The sequence below is a fragment of the Rhodococcus sp. HNM0569 genome (genome assembly GCF_012726205.1).
Taxonomy (GTDB): Bacteria; Actinomycetota; Actinomycetes; order Mycobacteriales; family Mycobacteriaceae; genus Rhodococcus_F.
The window spans coordinates 188,205-214,251 of the sequence record NZ_JAASAE010000001.1 but is presented as its reverse complement, the minus strand read 5'-3'; the positions used below and the strand labels follow the sequence as shown (position 1 = coordinate 214,251).

General features: G+C 64.8%; 18 protein-coding genes and 2 pseudogenes. 11 read left to right on the top strand and 9 right to left on the bottom strand.

Going from position 1 to position 26,047, the window contains the following annotated elements; all coding sequences use genetic code 11:
- Positions 1 to 23 precede the first annotated feature (23 nt).
- Positions 24 to 416 carry an NTP pyrophosphohydrolase gene (locus HCA44_RS00985; protein WP_169646666.1) on the bottom strand — a complete coding sequence of 131 codons (393 nt, stop codon included), beginning with the start codon at positions 414 to 416 and terminating at the stop codon, positions 24 to 26.
- A gap of 111 nt (positions 417 to 527) precedes the next feature.
- Between HCA44_RS00985 and HCA44_RS00980 the strand changes: the two genes are divergently transcribed.
- From HCA44_RS00980 to HCA44_RS00960, 5 genes are all read left to right on the top strand, one after another.
- Positions 528 to 887, top strand: a complete 360-nt coding sequence (locus HCA44_RS00980; RefSeq protein ID WP_346764506.1) for an SseB family protein — start codon at positions 528 to 530, stop codon at positions 885 to 887.
- A 3-nt stretch (positions 888 to 890) separates the two neighbouring features.
- Positions 891 to 1,535 (top strand): type VII secretion target, encoded by a 645-nt coding sequence (locus HCA44_RS00975; protein WP_169646665.1) that lies wholly within the window; start codon positions 891 to 893, stop codon positions 1,533 to 1,535.
- Between the two features lie 45 nt (positions 1,536 to 1,580).
- Positions 1,581 to 6,692 (top strand): putative T7SS-secreted protein, encoded by a 5,112-nt coding sequence (locus tag HCA44_RS00970; protein WP_169646664.1) that lies wholly within the window; start codon positions 1,581 to 1,583, stop codon positions 6,690 to 6,692.
- Entirely contained in the window at positions 6,680 to 7,168 is a 489-nt protein-coding gene (locus tag HCA44_RS00965; RefSeq protein WP_169646663.1) for a barstar family protein, read from the top strand. Before HCA44_RS00970 ends, HCA44_RS00965 begins: the two co-directional genes overlap by 13 nt.
- Before the next feature lie 949 nt (positions 7,169 to 8,117).
- Positions 8,118 to 9,584, top strand: coding sequence for a hypothetical protein (locus tag HCA44_RS00960; RefSeq protein WP_169646662.1), 1,467 nt, complete (start codon positions 8,118 to 8,120; stop codon positions 9,582 to 9,584).
- Positions 9,585 to 9,646: 62 nt separating this feature from the next.
- On the opposite strand, the gene HCA44_RS00955 is transcribed toward HCA44_RS00960, so the two are convergent.
- Both HCA44_RS00955 and HCA44_RS00950 read right to left on the bottom strand, forming a co-directional pair.
- Complete coding sequence (locus HCA44_RS00955) at positions 9,647 to 10,309, bottom strand: class I SAM-dependent methyltransferase (RefSeq protein ID WP_169646661.1); 663 nt, start codon at positions 10,307 to 10,309, stop codon at positions 9,647 to 9,649.
- A 20-nt stretch (positions 10,310 to 10,329) separates the two neighbouring features.
- Positions 10,330 to 10,557 (bottom strand): hypothetical protein, encoded by a 228-nt coding sequence (locus tag HCA44_RS00950; protein WP_169646660.1) that lies wholly within the window; start codon positions 10,555 to 10,557, stop codon positions 10,330 to 10,332.
- A gap of 135 nt (positions 10,558 to 10,692) precedes the next feature.
- Here HCA44_RS00950 and HCA44_RS00945 point away from each other — a divergent pair, with 135 nt between their 5' ends.
- Entirely contained in the window at positions 10,693 to 11,172 is a 480-nt protein-coding gene (locus tag HCA44_RS00945) for a hypothetical protein (RefSeq protein ID WP_169646659.1), read from the top strand.
- A gap of 38 nt (positions 11,173 to 11,210) precedes the next feature.
- Here the strand turns inward: HCA44_RS00945 and HCA44_RS00940 are convergent, their stop codons facing one another.
- Positions 11,211 to 12,071 (bottom strand): formate/nitrite transporter family protein, encoded by an 861-nt coding sequence (locus HCA44_RS00940; protein ID WP_169646658.1) that lies wholly within the window; start codon positions 12,069 to 12,071, stop codon positions 11,211 to 11,213.
- A gap of 163 nt (positions 12,072 to 12,234) precedes the next feature.
- On the bottom strand, positions 12,235 to 12,852 hold the full coding sequence (locus HCA44_RS00935) for a dihydrofolate reductase family protein (protein WP_169646657.1): 618 nt from the start codon (positions 12,850 to 12,852) through the stop codon (positions 12,235 to 12,237).
- A gap of 186 nt (positions 12,853 to 13,038) precedes the next feature.
- On the opposite strand from HCA44_RS00935, the gene HCA44_RS00930 reads away from it, so the two are divergent.
- Both HCA44_RS00930 and HCA44_RS00925 read left to right on the top strand, forming a co-directional pair.
- Positions 13,039 to 14,187: an acyl-CoA dehydrogenase family protein gene (locus HCA44_RS00930; RefSeq protein WP_206037487.1), complete on the top strand. Its 1,149-nt coding sequence runs from the start codon at positions 13,039 to 13,041 to the stop codon at positions 14,185 to 14,187.
- 46 nt (positions 14,188 to 14,233) lie between these two features.
- Positions 14,234 to 14,686, top strand: coding sequence for a MaoC/PaaZ C-terminal domain-containing protein (locus HCA44_RS00925; RefSeq protein WP_169646655.1), 453 nt, complete (start codon positions 14,234 to 14,236; stop codon positions 14,684 to 14,686).
- Between the two features lie 58 nt (positions 14,687 to 14,744).
- On the opposite strand, the gene HCA44_RS20850 is transcribed toward HCA44_RS00925, so the two are convergent.
- The 4 genes and pseudogenes from HCA44_RS20850 to HCA44_RS00905 form a co-directional block, all read right to left on the bottom strand.
- Positions 14,745 to 15,329, bottom strand: a complete 585-nt coding sequence (locus HCA44_RS20850; RefSeq protein ID WP_240945217.1) for a hypothetical protein — start codon at positions 15,327 to 15,329, stop codon at positions 14,745 to 14,747.
- Between the two features lie 154 nt (positions 15,330 to 15,483).
- Positions 15,484 to 16,062, bottom strand: coding sequence for a hypothetical protein (locus HCA44_RS00915; protein WP_169646654.1), 579 nt, complete (start codon positions 16,060 to 16,062; stop codon positions 15,484 to 15,486).
- Positions 16,063 to 16,522: 460 nt separating this feature from the next.
- A pseudogene (locus HCA44_RS20845) lies at positions 16,523 to 16,844 on the bottom strand (ATP-binding protein); the annotation flags it as partial.
- A gap of 267 nt (positions 16,845 to 17,111) precedes the next feature.
- A pseudogene (locus HCA44_RS00905) lies at positions 17,112 to 17,299 on the bottom strand (DUF3375 family protein); the annotation flags it as partial.
- A gap of 1,023 nt (positions 17,300 to 18,322) precedes the next feature.
- Here HCA44_RS00905 and HCA44_RS00900 point away from each other — a divergent pair.
- The 3 genes from HCA44_RS00900 (at position 18,323) to HCA44_RS00890 (ending at position 26,046) form a co-directional block, all read left to right on the top strand.
- Positions 18,323 to 19,510 (top strand): DNA cytosine methyltransferase, encoded by a 1,188-nt coding sequence (locus HCA44_RS00900; protein WP_346764505.1) that lies wholly within the window; start codon positions 18,323 to 18,325, stop codon positions 19,508 to 19,510.
- A 121-nt stretch (positions 19,511 to 19,631) separates the two neighbouring features.
- Complete coding sequence (locus HCA44_RS00895; protein ID WP_240945216.1) at positions 19,632 to 24,341, top strand: DEAD/DEAH box helicase family protein; 4,710 nt, start codon at positions 19,632 to 19,634, stop codon at positions 24,339 to 24,341.
- Positions 24,322 to 26,046, top strand: a complete 1,725-nt coding sequence (locus HCA44_RS00890) for an ATP-dependent helicase (RefSeq protein WP_169646652.1) — start codon at positions 24,322 to 24,324, stop codon at positions 26,044 to 26,046. Before HCA44_RS00895 ends, HCA44_RS00890 begins: the two co-directional genes overlap by 20 nt.
- The last annotated feature ends 1 nt before the right edge of the window (position 26,047 follow it).

The following is a 26,047-nucleotide window of genomic DNA, read 5'->3' as shown; positions in this document are numbered from 1 at the left end:
GGCGCAGGCGTGGCTGTCGACCGCTATCGCGGTGACTGCACGCTGCGCGGCCCCACCACCCGTGCACCGAGGGCGGTCACTCGCCGCCGGAGTTCGCGGTCCGCCGTCACCACGATGCAGGGACGGTCCGCCGAGGCGACGTACTCGACGATCCGGTCGTCACCGGACGCGGGCGCGTCGATCACGTCGACGGTCGCGCTCGATGCGATACCGCGCGCCGCGCCCTCCACGACGAGTACGACGCTCACCGGCGGCGGGGCGTCCTCCACGCCGCGACTCCCGACGTCCGCCAGCGCGTCCCGCAGCCGCTTGTTCGCCCCACGCCGATCGCGCCACCAACCGTCCGGTCGCGACCCGACCACATTGGCGGCGTCCACGACGAGGATCGGCGAGGACACATCGAGCGAGGGGTTCATGGGGCCGACGGTAGTGTGCTAGGCCCGTTCGGAATGCATCACGATGCCGATCTGCCCTGCTAGCATCGGTCGGCCGATGATCGGCGAGGGGGATGTGTACGAGGGGGACGCGTGAGGGTGAGCTGCGACGATCTGAATCTCGAGATCGATGCGTTCTATCAGGGTTTCGGTCACGGACCCACATTGATGTCGGCCTTTCGGTCGGCGGCGCTCTGGGTGCCACTGGCGGCGGACGATCGGGTGTGGATGGGCGTCGTGCGCGACATCGGGTGGATCCCGGCCTTCACGTCCGAGGCCGAGTTGGCCAGGTTTGCCGCTGCCCGGGGAGACCGCACGGACGTCCGTTTCCACACCCTGTACGGCTGGCGGATCTTCGACGAGCTCGCAGCGAGCTTCGAACGTCCGACCGGAGTGTTGGTCGATGCAGTGGGGGAGCGTCCGATGGCCTTCCCGCCGACGGTCGTGGAGTAGGCGATGGCTTCCGAGCTGAACGTCGATCCCGCGGTCCTGCAACAGGCGGCGCAGGGCATCACCGGGATTATCGAGTCGCTCTCCGGCCTCGGTATCGGCGAAACCGCCGCGGCCGGGCGTGGGTTCTCGATGCTGGCGCTTTCGCCGATGGAAGCCGGATCGGAACAAGTCCAGAAGAGCCTCGAAGAGTATGCCGAACGGTGGTCGTGGGGCGTCCGCAATCTCGTGCAGGCGGCCAACGAGATCGCCGAAGTCCTCGATCTTGCCGCGGGCCGCTATCACATGATGGAACAGCAGAACGAGGACACGCTGAAGACGCTGTGGACCAACGTCGTCGGCAATCCGCATCTGAGTGGTGAGGAGATCACCGACCGCTCGTGGGGGGAGACACTGTCCGACAACGTCGTCAACAGCGCCCTTCACCCCGATTACAGTGCCGAGTCGTTCAACGAAGCACTCGCGACGGTCGACACCAACGCCGAGGTCATCGCAGAGGTCGGTCCGCAGGCATTGGCAAATGTGTCGGCTGTCGCCGGCGGCCCCGGCGCGATGGCGGCTGGCGCGACAGGGGTCCCCGGGCTCGACACCCGGCCTGGCTACGACACCGGTGCAGCGGAGCAGGCCGCCGCGGTCATGAACGGTGAATAGCATTGCACCGCAGGGGGAAACGCTGATGGGTTGGGGGGAACGGTAATGGGTTTCGGGTTGGACGATGTGATCGGCGGCCTGGACAAGGCCGGCGACTTCATCGAAGACGCGGTCGAGACGGGCATCGAAAAGGGCGGCCAAGCTGTCGATTCCGGGCTCGATTCGCTGTCCGGGTTCGCCCGCGACCTCGGCGCGGACGGTGTGGCCGACGTCCTCACCGACATCAGCGACAGGGTGGCGAGCGCGACGGGTGGCGCGGTCGACGAACTCGAGCTCGGGCAGACCGAGGATCCGCGTGAGTTGATCCGCGGCGACGTGGGGGCCATCAACGAGGCACTGACCACGTTGACGGAGATGGGCACGAACATCGAATCCACCGGCTCGGCGCTCCGTGCCGTCGATGCCGCGGGTTGGTCCGGCGAGGCCGCTGACAGTTTCAACGACGTGTTCGACAAGCAGCCGGGCCTGTGGCAGGACGCTGCAGACGCGATGACTGCCGCGGCACAGTCGCTCACCGAGTGGGCCTCGGTTGTGCAGGCTGCGCAGGCGCGGGCCGGCGACGCCCTCGAGCGGTGGAGGCAGGCCGAGCAGCACGAGCGTGACCAGAAGAACGCGTACAACGCGCTCAGCGGTGAGCAGCGAGCGGCCACGACGCTCGTCGACACGTGGACTCCCGTGTACGAGGATGCGGTCGGCATACTGCAGGCTGCACGTACCGAACGCAACAACGCGGCAGCCCAGATCGCCGGGCAGCTGACCACGCAGGCGAACGAAGCCCCCGAGGAACCGCCGTTCACCCAGCGCATGGTCGCGAATCTCACCGACCTCGACGACGTCATCGAGCACGGGCGCCTCAACTTCGAGTCCGGCCTGCTCACCGGCCTGTCCGGGATCGTGCAGTTCGCGCGACAGGTCAATCCGACGGACCCGTACAACGCGAGCCATCCCGCCGAATACCTCGCCGGGATGAGCGATCTGACCACGGGCCTGGTCGTGGCAGCTGCCGATCCGGGCGCCGTCGTTCACGCGTTCGTCGAGGACGCGAAGGCGAATCCGTTCGAGTTCGCAGGCAGCCTGACCGGCGACGCCCTGCTGACCGCCGCCACGGGCGGTGCCGGCGCCGGTGTGGCAGGCGCGCGGACCTCGATGCGCGTCGCAGACATCGCGAGCGATTTCGGTGGGGGTCTACGCCATGTCGACGACATCGCCGACGTCGGCAGGCACGTCCCGACGCCGGACCCGCCGGCCCGCATCGACACTCCGCGAACGGACATCGACGCTCCCCGCACCGAGCCGTCGTCCGCGGACGCCGCCGCGCCGACGCACCCGAGTTCCGCCGACAACGGGCCGTCGCCGGCGCCGGACACCAAGCCAGACGGCCCGGACGACACCCGACCGGACCCCGATTCGTCGGCGAACGACCACGGCTCCGACGGCGACCAGACCACGCAACCGGAAACACCGAACGACACCCCGCCGCACCAGTCCGAGTCGGACTCCGGCCACGACGGCGCCGAGCCCGCGTCGCCGCACCCCGGGGCGGATGTCGACAACACGCATCCACCCGAGGGGCCCAATCCCAGTCCGGAACAACACGCCGAGGCCGATTCCGGCGCTGCCCGCACCGCCGACGACGCGGGCCCGGCGAGTGACCAGACCGACAAGCAGGTCGAGTGCGTGCGCGACCCGGTGGACGCGGCGACCGGCGAGTTCCTGCTGCCCGAGATCGACCTGTCTCTGCCCGGCGTGCTGCCGTTGGTGTTCGGCCGTCGGCACCGCTCGAACTATCGGTTCGGCCGGTGGTTCGGGCCCAGTTGGTCCTCGATTCTCGACATGCGTGTCGTCGTCGAGGAATCGGGCGTCACCTTCCTCGCCGAGGACGGTGTCATGGTGGTCTACCCGCACGCGCCGGTGGGTGTCGCTGCGGTGCCCCGAGATTCCCTCCAGCGCTGGACGCTCACGCGCACCGACGCGGGCGGCTACCGCGTGCACGACCCGGACCGGTCGCTGACATGGCATTTCGCGCCGAAGCCGGACCTCGCCGGGCTCGACGCCGCACTCGGCAACCTGTCGATCAGTGCACTCACCGACCGCCATCGGAATCGCATCCGCTTCTACTACGGACCGGACGGCGCACCCACGGAGGTCGTGCACTCCGGCGGCTACCGCGTTCTTCTCGAGGCACGTGGCGGCCGCATCGCTGCAGTGTCCGTGGTGGACTCGGACGGTGAATCACCCGTTGTAGTGCGACGTTTCGAGTACGACGGCGGTCAGCTGACCGCCGTCACCAATGGTATCGGTGGTACCACCCGGTACACCTACGACAGCGACGGCCGGATGCTGTCGTGGCGCGATTCCAACGGCAACCGCATGATCAACACCTACGACGGCGACGGGCGTGTCGTGGGGCAGGACGGTACCGGCGGAATCATGTCCGCCCGCTACGAGTACATCTCCACCGGCGACGGCACCGGCTCGGTGACCGTCGAAACGAACTCCGTGGGCGCCCGCACCGCATACGGTTTCGACGCCGATCTGCGGCTACGGGACGTCCGAACTCCGACGGGTGCACAGACGCACACCGATTACAACGAACGTCGCGACCCGTTGACGGTCACCGCGCCGGACGGCGCGATCACCCGCTACCTCTACACAACTGCCGGAGACGTCGCCCAGGTCACACGGCCGGACGGCCAGAAGATCCGGGTCGACTACGCGGCACCACACAAGCCGTCGGCCGTCCACCAGCCCGACGGCACTGTCACTCGGCAGGAGTGGGACGAGACAGGCAATCTCGCCGCGGCAATCGATGCCGGCGGTCAGCGCACCGGCTACGCATACACGACGACGGGCGCTGTCACGTCGGTCACCGAGCCGACCGGTGCGCGCGTCATCGTGGAAAACGACGGGGCAGGGTTGCCGATCGAGGTCGTCGACCCCACTGGCGCGAGGACGCAGATCAGGCGCGACGGCTTCGGCCGCCCGGTGGCTGTCACCGACCCACTGGGCGCAGTCACCACCTACCAGTGGACGCCGGACGGCAAGCTCCTCGAACGCGTCCATCCGGACGGCTCGCACGAAGCGTGGGAGTACGACGGTGAGGGCAATCTGTTGCGCCACACCGACCCTCTCGGCGCCGCCACCGCGTACCGGTACGGGGCGTTCGACTTGCTCGCCTCGCGCACCGATCCGGACGGTTCCGTCACGGTCTACGAATGGGACACCGAACGCCGGCTGGTCACGGTGACGAATCCCTTGGGCCACGCGTGGCACTACGAGTACGACGCGGACGGTCGGCTCGCCGCCGAAACGGATTTCAACGGGGCACGCACGACGTACACCCACGATCAGGCAGGCAGAGTCGCGACGGTCACGCCGGCAACCGGGATCACGCGGCACCACCGCCACGACGTCCTCGGACGTCTCGTCGACGTGCGAGCCGACACCGGCGAGTTCCGGCACTACACACACGATCTGTCGGGCCGAACCCTGTCCGCGGTGTGCGGCGTCGGCGCCGAGCTCGTCCATTCGCTCGAGTTCGGGTACACGCCTACGGGTGCACTGTCGACGCAGATCGTCGACGGCGAGACGGACTTGCAGGTCGACCACGATCCGTTCGGTCGTCGCACGGCCCGACGCACCGGCGCCGGTGGGGTCACGGGCTGGCAGTGGGATTCTGCCGGTCGTGTGGGTGCGTTGACGGTGGACGGGCATTCGGTGGGTTTGTCGTACGACTCGCTGGGTGCCGTGAGTGGCTGGCGTGCCGGCGAGCTCGCACTCACTCGTTCGCGCGATGTGCGTGGCCGACTGGTGGGGCAGGAGGTGACGGCGCACCCGGTGTCGTCGTTGAATCTGGGGATGGCCGACGGGCCGACCGCCGGGCCACGGGTGCTGCGCTCCGACACCTTCGAGTATCGAGCCGACGGGTACCTCACGGGGCAGTCGATCACAACGGATTCTGTGCTGCGGCGGAGTTTCGATCTCGATGCGGCGGGCCGGATCACCTTGGTCGTGGACGACGGTGCCGCGGTCGAACGCTATGCGTACGACGGGTTGAGCAACGTCCTCGAGGGCGGTGCGGCCTCGACGGTCGCCGAGGACGACAGCCGTCGCGAGTACCGGGGCACGCTGCTGATCCGTGACGGCCGCACTCGCTACCACTACGACGACGCGGGCAGGCTGATCCGCAAGGTCACCACCCGGCTGTCACGCAAACCCGATGTCTGGCACTACCGATACGACGCCTTCGATCAGCTCGTCGAGGTGGTCACCCCGGACGGCGCTCGGTGGGCCTACGGCTACGACGCGTTGGGCCGGCGACTCTCGAAGAGCCGCCTGGGGCCGGACGGTGGGGTGGTCGAGCAGACCCGGTTCACGTGGGATGCGTCGACGCTGGTGGAGCAGCGGACGCCCGAGGCGGTGACCAGGTGGGCGTACCAGCCCGGCACGCACACGCCGCTGACCCAGACTCGTGCGGCGATCGATGTCGACGACCAGTCCGCCGTCGATGCCGAGTTCTTCGCGATCGTGACGGACCTGGTGGGGTCGCCGACGGAGTTGGTCGATCCGGTGACCGCACAAGTCGCGGGTTCCGCCAAGGCGAGCCTGTGGGGTGCGACCGCGTGGTCGGGCGAGGCCGATACCCCGATTCGATTCCCAGGCCAGTACTTCGATGACGAAACGGGCCTCCACTACAACCTGCACCGCTACTACAACCCGGACACGGCACGCTATGTCACTCCGGACCCCTTGGGCCTCGCACCGTCGCCGAACCCCAACAGCTATCCGCACAACCCCACTGCCTGGACCGATCCGTTGGGGTTGGTGCCGGAGGGCTGTGAGAAGATTGAATTCGGCGACTCGATTCCAGACGAGAGCCAAACCATAATCTCGCAGATCAGGGAAGCGGGTGTGATATGGGAGTACGGCGTTCGTGGACCGGATGTACCTGAATCATTTGCAAATGACGGTCGCTCTGGTAGTGAAGTATTGCCACGGCTGGACAGTGGCGGAAACCCAATAACCTATCGCGAATGGGGATCGGTACCATCTCCGAATAATCCAACGCCGGGGTCTGAACGAATTGTGACAGGCTCTGATGGGTCGATCTATTACACGCCGGACCACTACAAAAGGTTTATTAGATGGATGGAATAGAGAAGCGTCAGATGCTAGTCAACCGAGTTAGGCCATGGTTGCATGCTGCGCTGCAGCCAGAAGCTGAACAGCATGTTGATAGTGTGGAAGCACCGGATATACTCACCATCCGTCTGCGGGCCGACGATATGACAACGCTGGACGGCTTATTCGCCACTTATGCGGAGAATTTCTCATTTCCGTCCTACTTTGGGGCAAACTGGCCAGCGTTTCAAGAATGTCTTCTGGATCTATCCCAGTGCCCATCGCCGAAGTACCTCACTGTCGTAGAAGGTGCTGAGAACCTACTGATCGATGATCGCGATGAGATCGAGACCTATTATCGAATTGTGGACCAAGTCGGTAAGAAATGGTCCACTCGGATCGGGCTCGGTCGGGAATTTGGCGGCGGAGAGGTTTCATTCAATACCCTGCTAGCCTTCGCAGTTCCGTCTGGATCGGCCTACTTGGAGGCGCGCCCGCTCTTCGGTCGGTAGTTCGTCTATCGCAAGACCGACCGTGGTCGGAGTGTTTGGCGGCGGCTGGCGCGTCCACGGCAAGAACTCCGACCACGCCGGCACGATCGAGCGCCGCAAGACCAAAGGCGTCAGGGACGGCTACGTATACCTGCACGCGGTCATCGACGGATTCTTCCGCCCTGCATACGCGGAAGCCCCCTCGGACGAGAAGGATGTCACGGCAGTCGTTTTCATAGGCGGTGCGAAAGCGGCTCTTCCGAGCTGGTGTGGGTCCACCTTTTAACGTGTGTCCGGAACAAGATTCACGCAACGGTTCAGCGCCGGGTACGGCCGATATCGAGATTGAGAAGGACGACGATGGATCGGTGCGTCTCACGGTAGGCCCGGTACCGTTGGTTGAGGCCGTGGCCCGCTGGGCATCCGTGGTACGCATCAGCGCGCATCTCAACTCGCAGAGGGCGCGTAATTCGCCGGAATGAGGTAGTTGGCGGTTGGATCCGGCGCGTTGCGAAAACCGACGTTAGGATAGTTGACATCGCGGTTTACCCGGATCGATCACCATTTCCAGATAATTGGTGAGCAGCAATCGCGTCGCTGTCCCTCAGTGGCCATCGAGCGATGATGCAAGGTGCGGTTGCGAACGGGCGGGTTGGAAACGGAGTTGGCGGAGATGTCTGTTGAGAAACGTACAATTGTCGGGAGGTGGTCTGAAATTTCAGAAACGCTCTTGAACCGTCCGATTGCTTGGTGGAAGACCGCCGATGTTGTGCACCCGTATCGCAGTGAAGTCGACGGGCATTCACTGTCGATACGGCTCGGCGATTTCCCAGCGGAGCCTCTGTACACCTTGACAGTCGACGGGATCGATGTTGCAGAGTTCGACGAGTGGCCTCAGCGCTGGGTGAGGGACTCTTAGCATCGGGGGTGACCAATTCGGCGTGAGACTCGGCGACCGAAGGGGGGGGAAATGGGTAGCGAAGGACGTTGCAGCGATTCGAGTTCCGCGTTCGTCGACGAGCGAGCGAAACAGTTGGTGGCTGCGAGCCTCAACGGCGACGTTGCCCAGTTGTCCACCGCAAGTGAGTGGATGGATGCGCTGAGCGCCAAGGACTTGGTGCGATTCGATCGGCGAGTACGCCGCGGCTGGATCACATACGGTCAACGGCTGCAGATGGAACGCTGTTGGAGCGCCTCCGTGCTCGCCGCACATCCCGCCGTGGCGATCGCTGCGAGCACGTTTGCGCACGGCTATGTCCGGGAGCGCGCTGTGAACGTGCTCGCGTGGCAGGAAGGTCCGCAGGCAGCCCGGGCGCTGGCGTTGCGCGCATACGATCCCGTGCACCCCATCGCGTACGCGGCATCCGCGGCGGTGCTGGCCCGCGTCGACCTCGGCCGGATGCAGGTGATCGCACCAATCCTGTTCACGATGCGTCGTTGGCAGCCGCGTTGGCGGTCAGACGTTTTCGACGACTACGTTGCCGAGGCCGAGAAAGTGCATGGGGTCAGCTCGGTGTGGTCGCACCTGATGACGAACGACGACGTGCACCTGCGCCGGTACGCCTACCGCCGTGCTGCCGACCTCGGCGTACTCGATGTCGAACGGGCCGTCGCCGACTACCCGGTCGAGCGTGATGTCGTCGTCCAGCAGACGCTCGGCAAGGTCGTCCTACAGCAGGGCGATCCGCGTGTGGCCGCGCGCCTGCTCATCCGCGGCCACTCCGTCGCTGACCGCGCAGCGGCCCTTGCCCACCTCGCTGCAGACGCGTTCGCCTTCAGCGACCTTCGACGAGTTCTCGTCGACCGCTCGAGTCTCGTGCGGTTGTGGGCGCGTCGCCGTTGGACGGAACTCGACGAGGATCCGGTGACCACGTACCGGGAGATTGTCGTCGAGTCTGCGCAGCCGGCGAGGGCACGGGCACGCGCGTACCTCGGCCTCACCGAGTGCGGTCACCCGCCCGACGCCGCCACCTGCCGATCGCTGACCCTGGACCGCGCGTCGCCGCTGCGGTCGACGGGTCTGCGCCTCCTGAGCGGTCGCGCCGAGCCATCCGACCCTCCCTGGCTCCTCGGCCTGGTTGCCGCCGGATCCCGCGGCGAGTCGCGATGGGCTCGCGTAGTTCTCGGCGAACAGCCGTATCTCTGGTCGGTGTCGGATGCGGAGTCGATATGGGCGTCACCCGAGCCGGAGGTTCGGCGCCGCGCGTGGATGTTGTGTCGGGCCAGGGGAGGATGGGACTCGGTCGTCGCGGATTTGCGTGCCTGTGGTGACACCGATGCGATGCTGCACGGTGCGGGTCGAGCGGTCCGCGCGGCAATTCCTCAGTACAAGGAGCCGACTGAGGCGCAACGAGCGCAGGTCGCCTGCCTGTTGCCGTCGACAGGATTGTCGGACGTCCTCCAACGAGAGATCGCTGCACGTGCCGGACTTGCTTGATGGGAGTGGGAGGTGAGGGCGCGAACGCGTGCGCGAACTCGACGGTCCTGGAGCGAATCCACTCACACGGGGAGATGCGCCGACAGGAGAAGTGCGGGGAGCAGCGCCCGTCCCTTGTCGTCCAGTTCGATGTCCGAGCCTTCGGGCGGCGCCTGAAGGGCGTGGATGAACGCGGGCCGGATCTCGTCGACGGTCCAATGCTGCGAGACGGCCTGCCGTAGTTCGTCTTCGGTGACGGCGTTGGGTCCTTCGCCTTCGGGGAAGGCGCACTTCTCGAACACGAGCGCGTAGTACGACGCGCCGGGGGCGGCGGCTCGCGCGATGGACGCAAGGTAGTCCTGGCGGCGGTCGATGGGGAGCGAGTGGAACAGGGTGCTGTCGACGATGGTCGAGAAGCGTCCGTCGAATCCGGTGAAGGAGCTGATGTCCGCGACGTCGAAGGTGGCGGTGGTCAGGCCGCGGTCGTGCGCAGCCTGTGTCGCCGCGGCGATGGCGGTGGGCGACAGATCCAAGCCGACCACCGTGTACCCCTGCGCCGCGAGGTGCAGCGACGTCTCCGCATGCCCGCAGCCCGCGTCGAGCACGTCGCTGCGGAACGTGCCCTGAGCGATCAGGTCGGCGATCTCGGGTTGGGGTTCGCCGATGTTCCAGGGCACCGGGCCGGAGAAGTCCTCCGCCGTACCACTGTAGATGTCGTCCCAGGGAGCAACTTGATCGTCGGCCATGCCTCCGACCGTACGCCGCTCTATTCCGTGTCGGGCTGCTGCACGATGTAGGCCTTCGCGTCCTCGTAGGAGAAGGCGCGTCCCCTGTCGTTCGGGTCCGTCTTCGATCGGACGTTGAACAGTACGAAGTCGGCGACCTGGTTCGTGCTCACCAGGAGGCCCTTGGGTTCGCCCAATGCGCTCAGCTCGCCGGCCTGTTGCAGGATCTGCGCCCGGTCGGTTGCTCCGAATCCACTACTGAATGTCATGACTCCAGAACACACGAAAGACGGCGGTCTGTCGAAAACCGCGCTTCCGGACCGCGCATGAACTAGGTAACAGCGCCTCGCACACGGACGACAATCATTACTGCAGGTAACTATCGCCGACGGAAGGGACGCGCCATGCCCAAGCCCATGCTGACGAAGGCGGCCGGGATCGTTTTCGGAGCCGCAGCTGCATCAGCCGTCCTGGCGTCACCGGCCCACGCAGACGACGCAGCGGGCCCGGTTCACTTCTCGTCCGGAAACTTCCAGCGCGCGATCGACGACAACGGCGCCGTCGGATGCGATGTGGACGGTGGTGAGTACATGACCGTCGACATCAACGGCACTGACGTCGCGGTCCCGTTCCGGGTGAACCAGATTGTTGCCGACGTCGACTGGGCGCCGGCTCACCCGGGATTCGCGCCAGGGGCGTACACGCTCGAGGGCGGAAACCCGGACATCAGCGACGTCGGGTATCCGGTCGGTGACGGTGCGACGAGCGGTTCCGAGGTGTCGCACGCAGGCACCCGCTGCTGGACCGGCTTCCATGGCAGCTTCCAGTGCGAGACCGACGCGGGACGCGGGTTCTTCCACTACATCGGCATTCAGGCGCACTGAAAGCCACCACGGCTGCTCGGTCGCTCTCACAGTGGGGGTCAGGCGTTCACCTTCTCCGGTTCGGCGAGGGTGAGCGACGGCGTAGGAGGCTTCGGCGTGCGCTTGGGCGCGGTCTTGTAGTGCGTCGCGTAGATCATGATGCCGACGAACGTGAGGCCACCGACCACGTTTCCGAGCACCGTGGGAATCTCGTTCCACACCAGGTAGTCGCCGAGGTTGAAGTCGCCGCCCATCATCAGGCCGGACGGGAACAGGAACATGTTGACGATGCTGTGCTCGAAGCCCATGTAGAAGAACACCATCACGGGCATCCACATCGCGATCACCTTGCCGGACACCGACTTCGACATCATCGCGCCGACGACACCAGTGGACACCATCCAGTTGCACATGACTGCGCGGACGAACAGGGTCAGCATGCCGGCGAAGCCGTACTCGGCGTAGCCGACGGTGCGACTTTCGCCGATGTGGGCGAGCTGCTCGCCGACCGCGTTCGGTTCGACGGAGAAGCCGTAGGTGACGGTGATCGCGATCATCACCGCGGTGGTGAGGGCGCCGGCGAAGTTGCCGACGAACACCAGGCCCCAGTTGCGCATCATCGCGCCGAACGTCACGCCGGGTCGTTTCGCGAGCCATGCCAGCGGCACGAGGGTGAACACGCCGGTCAGTAGGTCGAATCCCAGTAGATACAGGATGCAGAAGCCGACCGGGAACAGCAGCGCGCCCAACAGCGAGTTACCCGTCTGCACCGTGACCGTGACGGCGAATGCGGCGGCGAGAGCGAGGATCGCGCCCGCCATGTAGGAACGGATCAGGGTGTCGCGAGTCGAAAGCATCGCTTTCGACTCACCCGCGTCGACCATTTTTGCGGCGAACTCGGGTGGACTGACGTACGACATGGGCGGCGCTCCTTCGGTTCGAGCGTCGGACGGCACCTCCGCGGCACGCCCGATCCGGACATTCGGCACCGTACGGACGCCACGTGTCGTCACTGTGAAGGCGAGTGAGCATCGGGTTAAGGGTGTCTCACGCCCCGGGGTGCGCGGCTGTGCGCCTCCGCCGTCACGCGCCCATGTCGCCCGTCGCCGGTGTGCCGTCGGCGAGCTCGTATCGAAGATGCACGGCACCCTTCGGGCCCGCGGCGGGCGGTTCGGCGAGCCTGAGGTTCGTCGGCACCGCGCCGCCGTCGAAAAGCTTTTTCCCGCTGCCGAGCACGATCGGATACACCCACAAGTCCATGCGGTCGAAGAGCTTGTCCCGCAGGAGAGTCTGCAGCAGGTTCAGGCTGCCGACGACGGTCACGTGCTGGTGCCGTTCGCGGAGACTCCGGAGCTCGGCGGGCAGGTCTGGACCGAGTCGCGTGGAGCCGGCCCACGGGAGTGCGGGTGTGCCGCGCGAGGCCACGTACTTCGGGATGCGGTTGAACAGGGTGGCGATGTCGTTGTCGTCGCCGCCCTCCTGGTGCGGCCAGTAGGCGGCGAAGAGGTCGTATGTCCTCCGTCCGAGCAGCAGTGCGTCCGTCCCTTCGTAGGCGGCTCCGATCTGTGCTCCGGTGACGTCGTCGAACAGGGGAGCCTGCCAGCCGCCGAAGGCAAACCCGTCCGGGTCCTCGTCCCGGCCGCCCGGCGCCTGCCCGACGAGGTCGAGGGTCGTGAACAGTTCGATCTGGATGATTCCCATCGCTGCCTCCCGCACTCGAGCGCATCTGCCTGTACAGGGGTTGACATCGGTGGGTCGGGGGACTCATCGCCGAAGCGGTGGGTCGGCCACATGGGGGCGAGAACGGGGCGTCGGCGGGTGCCTGGCTAGCATGTTCGGTCGATCCCGGGCGCGGCGCGGGCACCGATGTGAGAAGGCGGTCCAGTGATGAAGAAGTACGTCCCCACCTGGCACGACGACGAGGTTCGGGCGCTGTCCGCGCTCGCCGCAGGGTTCTTCGAGCGCGAGGTCGTCGCGCACAACGAGAAGTGGGACGCGCAGCATCGGATCGACCGTCAGGTGTGGCTCGAGGCGGGCAAGCTCGGCCTGCTGTGCTGCTCGATCCCCGAGGAGTACGGCGGCGGTGGGGGCACCTTCGCCCACGACCTGGCGGTGTTCGAGGCCCAGGGCTACGCAGGTGACCTGTCGCTCGGCATCTCGGTGCACTCCGGGATCGTGCCGCACTACATCCTCGAGTACGGCACCGAGGAACAGAAGCAGGCGTGGCTGCCCGGCATGGCGACCGGCGAGATCCTCGGCGCGATCGGCATGACCGAGCCCGGCGCCGGATCCGACCTGAAGGCGATCAAGGCCACCGCCGTGCGGGACGGCGACGAGTACGTGATCAACGGGTCGAAGACGTTCATCACCAACGGCTCGTCGGCCGACGTGATCGTGATGGCGGTCAAGACGGATCCGAAGGCCGGGGCCAAGGGCGTCTCGATGATCATCGTCGACCTGCGTGACCAGCCGGGGTTCGCCGTCGGTCGAGTGCTGGACAAGGTGGGCCAGCACGGCGCCGACACGTCCGAGCTGTCGTTCACCGACGTGCGGGTGCCGGCGTCGAACCTGCTCGGCACCGCCGAGGGCCAGGGCTTCGGGCAGCTGATGGCGCAGCTGGTGCAGGAGCGGCTGATCATCGGGGCGCAGGCGTCCGGTGCGATGCGTCGTGCGGTGGAGGAGACCGTCGCCTACACGAAGAATCGGGAAGCGTTCGGGCACAGCCTGTTCGAGTTCCAGAACACCGCCTTCGAACTCGCCGAGTGCCAGACGATCGCCCGCACCTGCGAGGTGTTCCTCGACCACTGCATCCAGGATCACCTGCGCGGCGAACTCGACCCCGCCGAGGCGGCGATGGTCAAGTACTGGCTCACCGACAAGCAGTGCGAGGTCGTCGACCGGTGCGTGCAGCTGCACGGCGGTTACGGATACATGCGCGAGTACATGATCGCGCGCATGTACGAGGACGCGCGGGTGCAGCGCATCTACGCGGGTGCCAACGAGGTGATGAAGAGCATCATCGCGCGCTCACTCTGATCCCCGCACCCGCCGGCGTCCGCGCACTCTGGCAGCATCGACGGTCGTGAGCACTGTGAAGTATGCGGAGGACCTGGCCGTCGGCGACGTCGTCGAACTCGGATCGCACACCGTGTCGAAAGCCGAACTCCTCGACTTCGCCGGCGCCTGGGATCCGCAGGAGTTCCACGTCGAGCCGGAGGCGGCCGAGAAGGGCTGGTTCGGTGGCCTGATCGCCAGTGGCATCCACTCGATGGCTGTGCTGCAACGGCTTTCGGTCGACGGCTGGTATCGCGACGTGAGCGTCATCTGCGGGCGCGACCTGCGGGACGTGCGATTCCTCCGCCCCGTGCGGCCGGACGACACGCTCACCGGCTCGATCGTCGTCGACGACGTCGTCCTCGACGACCACGGCAGGGGACTGGTGACCACGACGAGCGAGCTGCGCAAGGCGGACGGCCCAGTTGTTCTGAGCGTGGTCACCGACCTGTATGTACGGAGGCGTCCGGCGGAAGGGTGAGGTCTGCTGGTCGCGGGGGCGAGGCGTCGTCGGGCCGCCCTCGCACCACGAGGTGATGTCAGCTGATCGGTTCCGGACATTGTCCGGTTTGCGCGCCGATCGAGTTGATTTCGGCGTTCGACCGCGGGTCACCCGCATAGTTGATCTGGTTGGTGCAGCGGTCGTCGGGAACGGCATTGGGATCGGGGATCGTCGCACCGGACGGATACCGGCAGATGGTGCCGTCGCATACCGGTGTGTTCGCCTCGACCTCCCCCTGCAGTGCCTGGTCGTGGATCGATTGGCAGTGGTCCGAGTATCCGGTGACGCTGCCATCCGACCAGTAGGTGGTGATGGGGCCCATTCCAGGCTGGCAATCGACGATGTAGGGCTCCTCGGCAACAGTCTCGGTCGTTTCCGTATCAGTCGCTGGAGCGGTCGTTTCCTCGCTCGAGGGTGGGGAAGTGGGCGCGAGCGACGTTTCACCCTCGACCGCTTCACTTGCGGTGGTCGTCGGCTGAGGCGTGTCGGAACTGTCGTCGCGACCACAGCCTGCGAGGCCGACGCACAAGCACACGATGGCATGTAGCAGGACGCGCAGTGATCGAGCGGTGCTGCGGCCCCATGGCCTCGGCGGTCCGCAGCGATCTTCGCGGGTGCTCATTCACTCGTAGGGTAATAGGCTGACGTCGACGGTTGGCTCGAATGCGAGTACGCCGCTGGTTCTCTCGGCTCCTCAGGTCTGCCCGTCTGCTCGGCTCGGATGACCACCTGCTGTGGGCCTGTTCAGGAGGTGCCCGGCGGAGGGCTTCGACTCGTCAGTCGGGGGGTGCGCCGACGGGGATCGTCGCGCCGAGATCGCCCGCCTTACTGCAGTTGCAGTCGCCGCAGCCGCAGCCACCCTCTCCGCCGCCACACTCGCCCGCGCAGCTGACGTCGTCGGCGTCGCAGTCGAGCGTGCCGCCGAAACGCTCGGCGAAATCGTCGTCCAACTCGTGCGTCAGGGTGTGAAACTCCTCGACCGCGTTCAGCAGATGCTGCGGGGCGAACGGATCCGCATCGAGGAACCTCGACTCCACCAGGTGCTCGCCGTCGACGACGAACCGCAGCCATGGCCACTCGTGCGCGAACTCGATCAACTTCACCGCAGCCTGCGCGCGATCCGTGACCCCGGACAGCAGCGACGCCCACACATGCAACCGTGGCTCGTCCGCCGCCACCGTCACGAACAGCCCGAAGCCGTGCACCGGAACCGCGATGTCGCCGTCCTCGTCGACCTCCGGGGCCTCGCCGAACAGCTCCGTCAGCGCGCGCACCGCCAGGCTGAGTAGCTGGTCGCGGTTGGCGGTGGCGACGGCGAAGGTGTCGTCGAGTTGCAGGGGGAGGTGGTCGGTCATGGTTCCTCTGATTCGAGATTCAGCGCGCTCGGGGCAGCTGGGCGGATTGGCACGATAGCGCGGTTGGTGTCAATATTCGCGGACGTCACCCGGCGCGCCAGCTGAGCGAACCGGGCGTCGAGCCGCTGCGCTACCGCGTCGGGCACCTCCGCCGCGGACACTTCGCGGGTCTCAACGATCTTCTCGTCCAGTCCGGTGAGCGTCCTGCGGTGCCCGGCGAACGCGGAATCTGCGGCCGAGTGCGCCGCGGTCGCGTCCGCGTCGGTGGCGTTGGCCTGTTCCAGTTCGGCGGTGAGAGTGGCGTGTTCGGGGTTGTCCTGCTGGTTGGCGCGCAGGACGACGAGGTCCTCGGCGGTGACGGAACGTCGCCACCCCCCACGCCGACGGCCTCCTCGGCCCGCGCTGGTCGGGTCCGAACCTGCCCGACGGTGCGGGTTTCCGCGTTACGATGAGCGTGCCTGGTGGCTCCGGAACGCAGGTAGGCGGTGACGAGGCCGTCGGTGTCCACTCCGGCTTCACGACGCCACGCGCCGCGCATGTAACTGACGAGGTTACGGCCCGAACTCCCGGCTTCTTAAGCGGCAGCAGTTGAACTGCACGGGGCCACCGGGCATGAGCACGGCGGAGATCGCGTCGATGAGCGTCGACGTGCCCGACCCGTGGTTGCCGGTGACAAGGAATCCTTGCGGGCGACCGGAAGGTCGTGGTGACCGCGCATGGTGCCGCAGTTGAACCTGTACGCGGGCGAGGCACTGGCCCGGATGAACGGCTGCGCTGACCATCACGCCCCCTCTTCGACGATGCGCCGGACTCGGTGTCGACGGCGGCGACCTGGTCGGCGTCGAACAGTCGCCGCAGCACCGGTGAAACCTCCATGCGATCGTCGGTGGACATTTCGACAGCAGCGAATGCTTGCCGAGCTTGTCCAGGACGCATTGATGCGTTTGGGTACCCGGCGGGGTCGGTGTCGCCGGCTCCGCGGTACATCTCCAACTATTCGCCTATCTCGTCGCGGTTGACGATGACACGATCGCCGGGCTCCCGACGGTGCTGCGCACCCAGTCTGCGCAGTAGCCCTGGTCGGTTGGGGGAAGTCGAGGCCCGCGTCGCGCAGCTCCTGCAGGTCGGCGTTGAGCAGGTCAAACAGATCGGGTGCGGGTAAGCGGCGCGTGCCGTGGTCGAAATGCCTGTTGAGCAGGGCCAAGACGGCGGTAGCATTGTGCGACCGCAGCAGCATCCATCCGGTGCTCTCGGCACGCTGTCGCAAAGACAGTAGAAATGGTCGGTTGTGGACATCGCGACGCCTTTCGACTGGACGACCGGGTCATGGCGTCACGGAAGTCCCACATCGGACGGAGCGGTTGTCCGGCGTAAGTCGGGCCGGTGTCCCCTGTTGCCTGTCAGGTCGGCGAGCTCGGCGGACCGGTCGCGGCCTGGCCTTCAACTCGAGAAGCTGGAGTTGCCAAGACTCCAGGCCGGAATGCGGGGACGTTCGGCGGGTATGCGCGATCAACGCCACCAGGTGGCGCGGCGTGAACCTCACGGCCGCGCCGCGACAGCAGCACGCCTAAACGATCACAGCAAGCCCTCGACCGCGTCTACACAGTCGACACGTCCTGATGGATCTCGGTGCTCCGGATCTGCACGGATAATGCTCGCGCGGTCACGGTCCTGCCGCCAGCCGCCGTCATCGCTGGTTGAGTTCGCAAGACTTTACGGCTCGACAGGGTAGAAAGCCGTCAATCAGCGGATTGCCATCGCTTCTCGAACACGCGCGAATCGCGTCGGTGATGCTGGTGGCGGTCGTCGATGACGACCACGGCATTGATCGCCGTGTTGCCTGCAGCATTGCGGCAGTCAACGCGAACTGTCCGTGCGCGTGATACCAGCATATGTCGGTTCAGGTGCCGAAACGTCGGTGGGGTTTCGTCAGTAGATCCCGAGCGTTGTATGCAAGGACGTGCGCCGTCGCCTCTGCCGTGGCTGTTTGAGCACACGAATGCCATCGGGGCCACGTGCGGACCGACTCCCACGCTTCGTGGACGGTGTGGGTGTTTGACGATCGACGGACGGAGATTACCCGCCTTCATCGCAATTGGTGTATCTGCAGCGGTGAATCAGGACGCCGTGACAGTGTCGAAACTCCTCGGTGTACTGAAATGGCGTCTCGTGCCACCATCCGTGTTGGCTCTTCGACGTACCGTTCTCTCAGGTGTGGCTCGCAAGTACGGTCCGTCCCCCCAGCATCAGTGCTGCGCATATGCTGCACGCCATGGTTTCCACTCGGGCCGCGTCGCGGAAGCATCACCGCATGGTGGATCTGTTCGCTGGGCCAGGAGGACTGGATGTCGCTGCGCACTGGTTGGGAATCTCTGTGCACGGGGTGGAGTGGGACGCAGATGCCTGCGCAACGCGTAGAGCGGCGGGACTCGGTACCGACCAGGATGACGTGCGCAGTGTCGGTCCTGCCGATTTCCCGGACGCGACGATTCTAGCGGGCGGACCCCCATGTCAGACGTACACGATGGCGGGCAGGGGTGTTGGTCGACAGGCCCTGAACGAGGTGTTGACTCTCGTCCAGCAGATGGCGGAGGGGGGGGATGACGTTGATTCCTCTGTCGCAGGTCTGGGCGATGAACGAACCGGGTTGGTCTTGCAGCCCCTGCGCTGGGTACTAGAGGCTCATCAACTCGGCATTCCGTATGACGCCGTTGTGCTTGAGCAGGTGCCCGCAGTCTTGCCTGTTTGGCAGGCGTACCGAGGCGTGCTCGAGGGAGTTGGGTACAAAGTCGAGTGCGGAATCCTTAAAACCGAGGAGTTCGGGGTGCCACAAACTCGACGCCGTGCGATCTTGATCGCAAACCGAACTGTTAAGCCGCGTTTGCCTGCTCCGACCCACCGGCCATATCGCAAGGGGGTGTCGAGGGACGAAGGTAACCCTGGTCTATTGCCATGGAACACGATGGGTGACGCATTGGACCGGCCGGAACCGTTCACGGTAATTTCCAATTACGGTTCAGGCGGCGACCCGCGCGCCCGTGGTCGACGGAAATCCAGCGAACCATCTGCAACTGTCACCGGTAAGATCTCGCGCAACAGGGTGGTGAGTCACAGCGACGCCGAACTTGAGCGGTTCTCCTTTTCTGAGGCTGGGCGCCTGCAGACCTTTCCGCCGGACTACCCCTGGTCGGGCAGGGCTGTAGCTCAACAGATTGGGAATGCGATTCCACCCAGGCTCGCTGCTCATGTCTTGGCTTCGGCGCTAAGTCTCGAGCTTGAGCCTGACCGTTTGGATTCCGCAGTCATGTCGTCGTGGCGAGGCTCGAGGACCGAACTTCGTGCCTGCAGCGGCGACAACGAACCTGGCGTTGGACGGCAGCCTGCACGGAACACGTATAGCAGAGACCCTGCCTCTGGAGCGTCATCACATATGGCAGCGAATCCTTAGCACTACCGGACCTGGTACACGGATTGTCGGAGCTAGCTGGTAGAACACAGTCCTAATCGGATGTTCACTCAAGCGCGGGTCAGCATCCGCAAACTTCGACTCACGTAGTGGAGGCACAGGGATGGCACGCTTCGGTTGGACCGCGCCCGATCCCGCATTGGGAGGGTTGGTCGATGACTTCCGCAGCCGATGCGTGAAGGTCTACAAGGAGGATGCGAACCGAGTTCAGGAGGATGCAGGCAAAGAACGCGGAATCGCTGAGGGCGGGTACGGGAGGAAGCAGATACAGGAGCTTGTGCAGAATGCGGCGGACGCGCTTCAAGGCTCGAAGGGACGCATCCAGGTAGTCGTCACCTCTGATGCCCTGTATGTAGCCAACGAGGGTCGCCCCTTCGACGCGTCGGGGGTTCGAGCGCTCCTCTATACCCACCTCTCGAACAAGACGGGTGCAGAGATCGGTCGGTTCGGTCTGGGCTTCAAATCGGTAAGTGGAATCTCCGACGGTCCGCAGATCTTCAGTCAGTCAGTGTCGTTTGAGTTCAATAGGCAGAAGACCGCTGACGACCTGTCAATCCAGCTTGGCCATCATTTCGGAACCGGTGATGTGCCAGCGTTGCGTCTTGCCTGGCAAGTTGATCCGCAGGCTGAGTTTCGACCCGATCCGATCCTCGCCGAACTCTCCAGATGGGCGGTCACCATTGTCAAGGTGCCACTGAAGCCTGAGATGGCGCCGCATCTTTCCGAGGAGGTCGACGAGTTCGACGAGTCGTTCAACCTGTTTGCACCCCATGTGCGCCAGCTGGATCTCCGTGACGATGTCGTGGGCCGCGAGCGACACTTCAAGGGGGTGAAGAAGGGCAACAGGATCACACTGACCACCGAAGATGGAGACCGCGAGTGGCTGGTCGTCTCGCGCGAACACACGCCGTCGGAGGCAGCGCTCGAGTCGGCCGGACACGCTGCGCGACGTGAGTCGATCGTCGTCAGCTGGGCGATACCGGTCTCGGGTCGCGCGGGTATCGGGCAGCTGGCCGCGTTCTTTCCGGTCAAGTCAGACCTCACATTGAGCGGGCGGGTGAATGCGCCGTGGAAGCTGTCGGACGATCGCATCAACGTGATCGAATGCCAGTTCAACCACGAGATTCTCGTGGATGTGCTTCCGCAGCTTGTGGTCGACGCCCGCAAGGAGCTCGTCGCTGATGGCGCCTTCGGGCGATACATCGACGTGTTGCCTGCGCGAGGGAAGGAAGGGCGAAGCTGGGCGGATGACGTCCTGAACGAGCCGGTGTATCGGGCCCTGCGGAAGTCGCGGTGCCTGCCGGACCTTGATGGGCAGATGCGAGCCCCCAGCTCGATGCGTCGTGTGCCGAAGGAAGTTATCGATTTCGCTGCGCAGTGGCTCAAGGTCGCGGGTGACCGCAGCGAATGGGTCCACCCGGACTGCACGACGAGCGATGAGCGCCGTTCGAAGGTGGATCGGCTGATGCAGGACAACCCGCATCGAATCGGCCGGGTATTGCAGTGGCTCCAGTCGGCTGTCTCAGAACCCACCCCCGAGAACTCTGCGGCGGTCATCGAGATTGCAGCGGGATTGATCGCGCGCGGTGGAAACACCGAAATGGACGTGCGCGATTCGCGAATCGTCCTGCTTGAAAATGGATTCCTCGCTCAGCCTGTTCGCGGTCGGTGCTTCGTCCGAACCAAGTCCGGGCAGCAGGGATCGAACTTCGTCGATGGTCGCGTCTCGGCTCAAGCATCGACCGCGGATGCCCTGACCCACCTGGGCATCACCGCCTTCGAAGACGGCGGCGCCATGCTGGAGCTACTTGATCAGCTCAGTAAGACCGGCAGGGTCGATTGGGACGAACTGTGGATGGCAATGCGTGGTTCGGGCGAGTCGGTAGTGGGTGAGGCGTTCGAACGGGTCCTGCGGGGCAGGGCCGCACAGCTGGTTCGTGTTCGCAACGGACTCGGCGAGTGGGAGTTGCCGTCCGGGCTCTACATGGCGGGGGAGTGCCTAAAGCAGTTGAAGGAGGATGGCGCCTACCTTGTCGACGGCGCATATCACGCAGCTGACCACGAGATATTGGCGTTGTTGGGTGTGCGGGCCCGCCCGGTCCGATCGGCGACCCAGCATTCTGAGCGGTGGCTCGCCAAGTACCGAGCTGCCGTCAAAGACGAAGTCAGCGAACACATGGGGCTTGGGATTCAAGCACGCGAGAACATTGTGATCGAATCGATCGACTCGACCCTTGGGCCGCTCGAACACCTTCCGGACCTCAGCGTCACCAACAAGGTGGCCTTGACCACCTCTGTGGTCAACGAAGTGCACGATCCACGCGTCCGCGTAACGCATCCAAACGTGACCAAGACGGGCCGGTTTGCAGCGCCGGAGATCTGGTGGGTGCGTCGTCACGGCATGCTCCCGACTGTCTTGGGGCCGATGCCGGTCGGCGAAGTATTCGTCGCATCGCAGAACCGCGACGAGCTCGAAGGACTGCTTCCAACTCTCACAGGAATCGTAGTCAGCCAGGAAACGGAAACTACTCTCAGGCTGCGGACAGAGATCGAGGAACTCAGTCCGACGGAATTCGCCGGACTCGTGAAGATCCACGTCGACCGAGGCGATGTGGAGAAAGCAGGGCGCGTATACGCGTGGTGGTGCCTGGCTCATCAGGATAGTCCTCCCGACCGGCTGTGGGTCCATCGCAACGGGCAGTGGGCCGAGGAGGAGCGGGGGAAGGTCGCTGTCGTCCAGAATTGGGCTGCCTACCAAGAGCTTGACGTATTCGGCATCCCCAGTGTGGTTGTCGACGGCGGCGAAGACGTCTACAACTTGCGCGAGCTCTGGGGATGTATCGAAGGAAAGCAACTACCGGTCACCTACTCGTACGAGACGAGTGCCGAACCCGAGGTGCTCGCTGACGTCTACGACATTCTCGACACCCTTGACCTCGATGACGACCCTGACGAACTGCAGCTTCAGAGGTGTCTCTCGATCAGCAAGGTCGCGGCCGTCCCTGGCCAGCCCGAAGTGCGTGTGCCCTGCGCGAGCGGCCGTGAAGGCGGCACAATCCTGGTCACGGGTACCACCGAGCACTTGATTCTGCAGCAGGTTCTCGGCTGCCTACTGTTTGACGACTCCGACGAGCAGGTGGACGCGCTACTGCGCGATATGGAAAGCCGGCGCAATACGAAGCGCATTCGGGACATCAAGAAGGCATCGACAGATGCCGAACGCCTGCTGATGTTCGCGGGGGAGGAGCGACTCCGAACTCTGATTCCGCGCGATGCGCTCAGCTATCTCGCGCGGAACGGGTCCGCGGAGCCAGACGGAATCGCGCTGGCGGAGCTGTGTGTCACAATGCATGGTGTCCGTGCGCTCGAACGGGTCTGCAAGGTTGACCCACAGGGATTGCCTCGCACTCCGCCGTCAACGTGGGCTGGCTCATTCAACACACGCAAGTGGGTGGCGCACCTAGGCTTCGGCGAGCAGTGGGCTGGCAATAAGACCAGGCGACGGAACAAGCCGACCGAGTACGTCGACGGCCCGACTCAACTCGCCCCCCTGCACGACTACCAGCAGGCAGTGTCGAAGCGTCTGATGGCCTTGCTCGGTGGGGAGGGCCCGCGGCGAGGCATCATCTCGCTCCCGACTGGTGCCGGTAAAACTCGAGTGGCGGTTCAGACCATCGTCGAGGCGATCGAGAAGGGCGTCCTGGACGGAGCGGGATCCGAGGGGGCCTTCTCCGGGCCGATCCTGTGGATCGCAGACGGGGAGGAGTTGTGCGAGCAGGCCATCGACGCCTGGTCGTACCTGTGGCGCGCTGTTGGTAGGCAGGACACACAGCTGATCCTCAGTAGATTCTGGTCTAGCTACGAGATGGAAGAGGAGTCAGCAGGGGTCCAGGTCGTCGTAGCGACGTGGAACAAGGTTCTCAGTCGTGCAGTCGATGAAGAGAGCTTCGCGTGGTTGGCGGATGCTCCGCTGGTCGTTATCGACGAGGCGCACGGGGCACTGCACGATTCCTACACGAAGATTCTCGAGTGGCTGGGTCAGGGCTCAAGTGATCGTACGAAGCCGCTGATCGGGTTGACTGCCACTCCATATCGGGGGCGTCGGGACAGTGACGAGACCCAACGCCTTCTGCGTCGATTCGACCGCAATATTCTTGATCAGGGCGTGTTTGGGGCCGAGCTCCCCCAAGTGAGGCTACAGCGAGATAAAGTGCTTGCCCGCGCAAGCCTCGAGATCTTGTACGGAACGTCGATCGATCTGTCTGACAAAGAGCTTGAGGAGTACAGGTCAATGTACTGGCTGTCCAGGAGTGCTGAGGCGAGACTCGGCGCCGATGAAGATCGTACAAGGACCATCGTCACGTCCATCTTGAGTAAACCCGCCGACTGGCAGATCGTTGTGTTTGCCGCCTCGGTGGAGAGTGCGCAGACGCTGGCGACGCTGCTCACTCTCGCCGGGAGGCCAGCGGCCTCGATCGACCAGGACACCAGCCCAGAGGATCGTCGAACGGCGATTGACCGGTTCAAGTCTGGGGAGTTGAAGGTCTTGACGAACTATGCGGTCTTGTCCCAAGGCTTCGATGCGCCCAAGACAGACGCGGTCTACATCACCCGGCCGACGAGCAGCGAGGTCCGGTACATGCAGATGGTCGGGCGTGGTCTTCGAGGGCCCCTGAACGGCGGAACCGACAACGTCCTGATCGTCAACGTGCTCGACAACATCGTCGAATTCGGCGACAGTATCGTCTACCAGCCCCTGAAGGACATCATCGACGCAGAGATGGACGGGGAAAGTGCTGCCGGCGCCGGATAGCTCACAGGCACTGGTGCTGGACGCACCCCTCGCCGAGCGCAGGATCGTTGTCGCCGGGCCGGGCGCGGGAAAGACAACCACGAGCATCATGCTGATCGACGAGATCGTCCGGAAGTCGGGCGATCTATACGATCGGACTATCCTGTTCGTGTCGTTCTCCCGGTCGGCGATGGCTGCCGCCTTCGGTGCCTTCGGTGATGTTCTGCACGACCGACCGGTGGATATCGCGGCGATGACGTTGGATTCGTTGGCCTGGCAGTTGGTCGACGAATCGGATACCACCGCTGGGGAAGTTCCGGACTTCGATGGTGTGGTTCGCAGGGCGACTGAACAGCTTCGTTCGAACTATGACGGGGACCTCGACGATGTCGTTCATCTCGTCGTCGATGAAGCGCAGGATCTGTCGGCGCCGAGACGTGAAATGCTGTGCGCCATAATCGATCGCATTCGCCCAGATGCTGGCGTGACGATCTTTGGCGACCCGATGCAGTCGATCTACGAGTTCCTCGACGGCGAGTCCGACCGGGGGATTTCCAATTGGGACACCCTGGTGGAGGAGCTTGGTCGGCGCTCGATATCGAAGTTCTATGAACTCGCGGGGGATCATCGTTCGCGGCGGCGTGGGCCGAAAAGTGTTGCTGCCAGTTCGAGAGAGCTGCGTACAGCCGATAGCGATACGCGCGAGAGCGTGCTCGACGACCTGCTCACCGGGTTCACGCACTGGGACATCGACGAATTCGCGAAGCGCGCCGCCGAGTGGCGTGGGTCCACCGCGGTGCTGGCTCGCACCAACACCGAAGTGCTTCAGCTCTTCCAGGAGTTGTCGATGCGCGGACATCGATGTGTGTGGCGTCAGCCCGGTCGGGCCAATCAACGCGTAGCGCCCTGGGTAGCGCACTTGTGGTGGGCCAACGGTGGAAGGGCTGTGTCGCAAAGCGACTTCGAGAAGTTTGCGGCTTCACGGTCGGAGGTCGACGTCGCCTGGTTCAGGATCATGCTGGCGGAGTCTGGGCAGGGGGACTTGATCGATTGGTCAATGGTGGCCCAGGTTTGCCGAGTAGCAGTGGATCCGTTGGCTCCGTGGTTTGCCGATCGGAGCGCTGGCCTGTTCGTGTCGACAATCCATCAGGCGAAAGGTCTGGAATGGGACAACGTCGCCGTCGTAGGTGCCCACGACCTGCTCATGCGGGTGGGCTCGGGGCAGCCTGAGTGTGAACTGTTGTACGTTGCTCTGTCTCGTGCACGCGACAAGATAGTCGTCGTGGACGAATGGCGACGCAACTACGTGAAGAGCACGCGGGCTTCCGGTTTGTGGTACCAGCCGAAGCCCGGCTCGCCGATGGCTGACGCCATAAGCGTCACTCCGGACTGTCTGGTGTCCGATCGGATGGTCGGCGGTTCAGCGGGACAGAAGGTTCTTGCATCACTCGATGAGGATGCGCTGGCCGAGTTCGAGTTGCTTGCCTCTGGCCATGCCGACTGGCCCACGTACCGTTGTTCCGTCGCCGGCAGCGCTGTCGGGGTGACTACGCCCCAGTTCGGACGGACACTGGCCAGTCTGCCGGGAATCCGAAACGGAGCGTGGCCCGAGCTCGGCCCGGTCTGTATCGATGGTGTGGAGAGTCGATGGGCGACTGGCGACGGCACCAGCTTCTGGCTCAAACCGCGGCCGTTCGGAATGGCCTCGATCCAGCGAAAGGTATGAC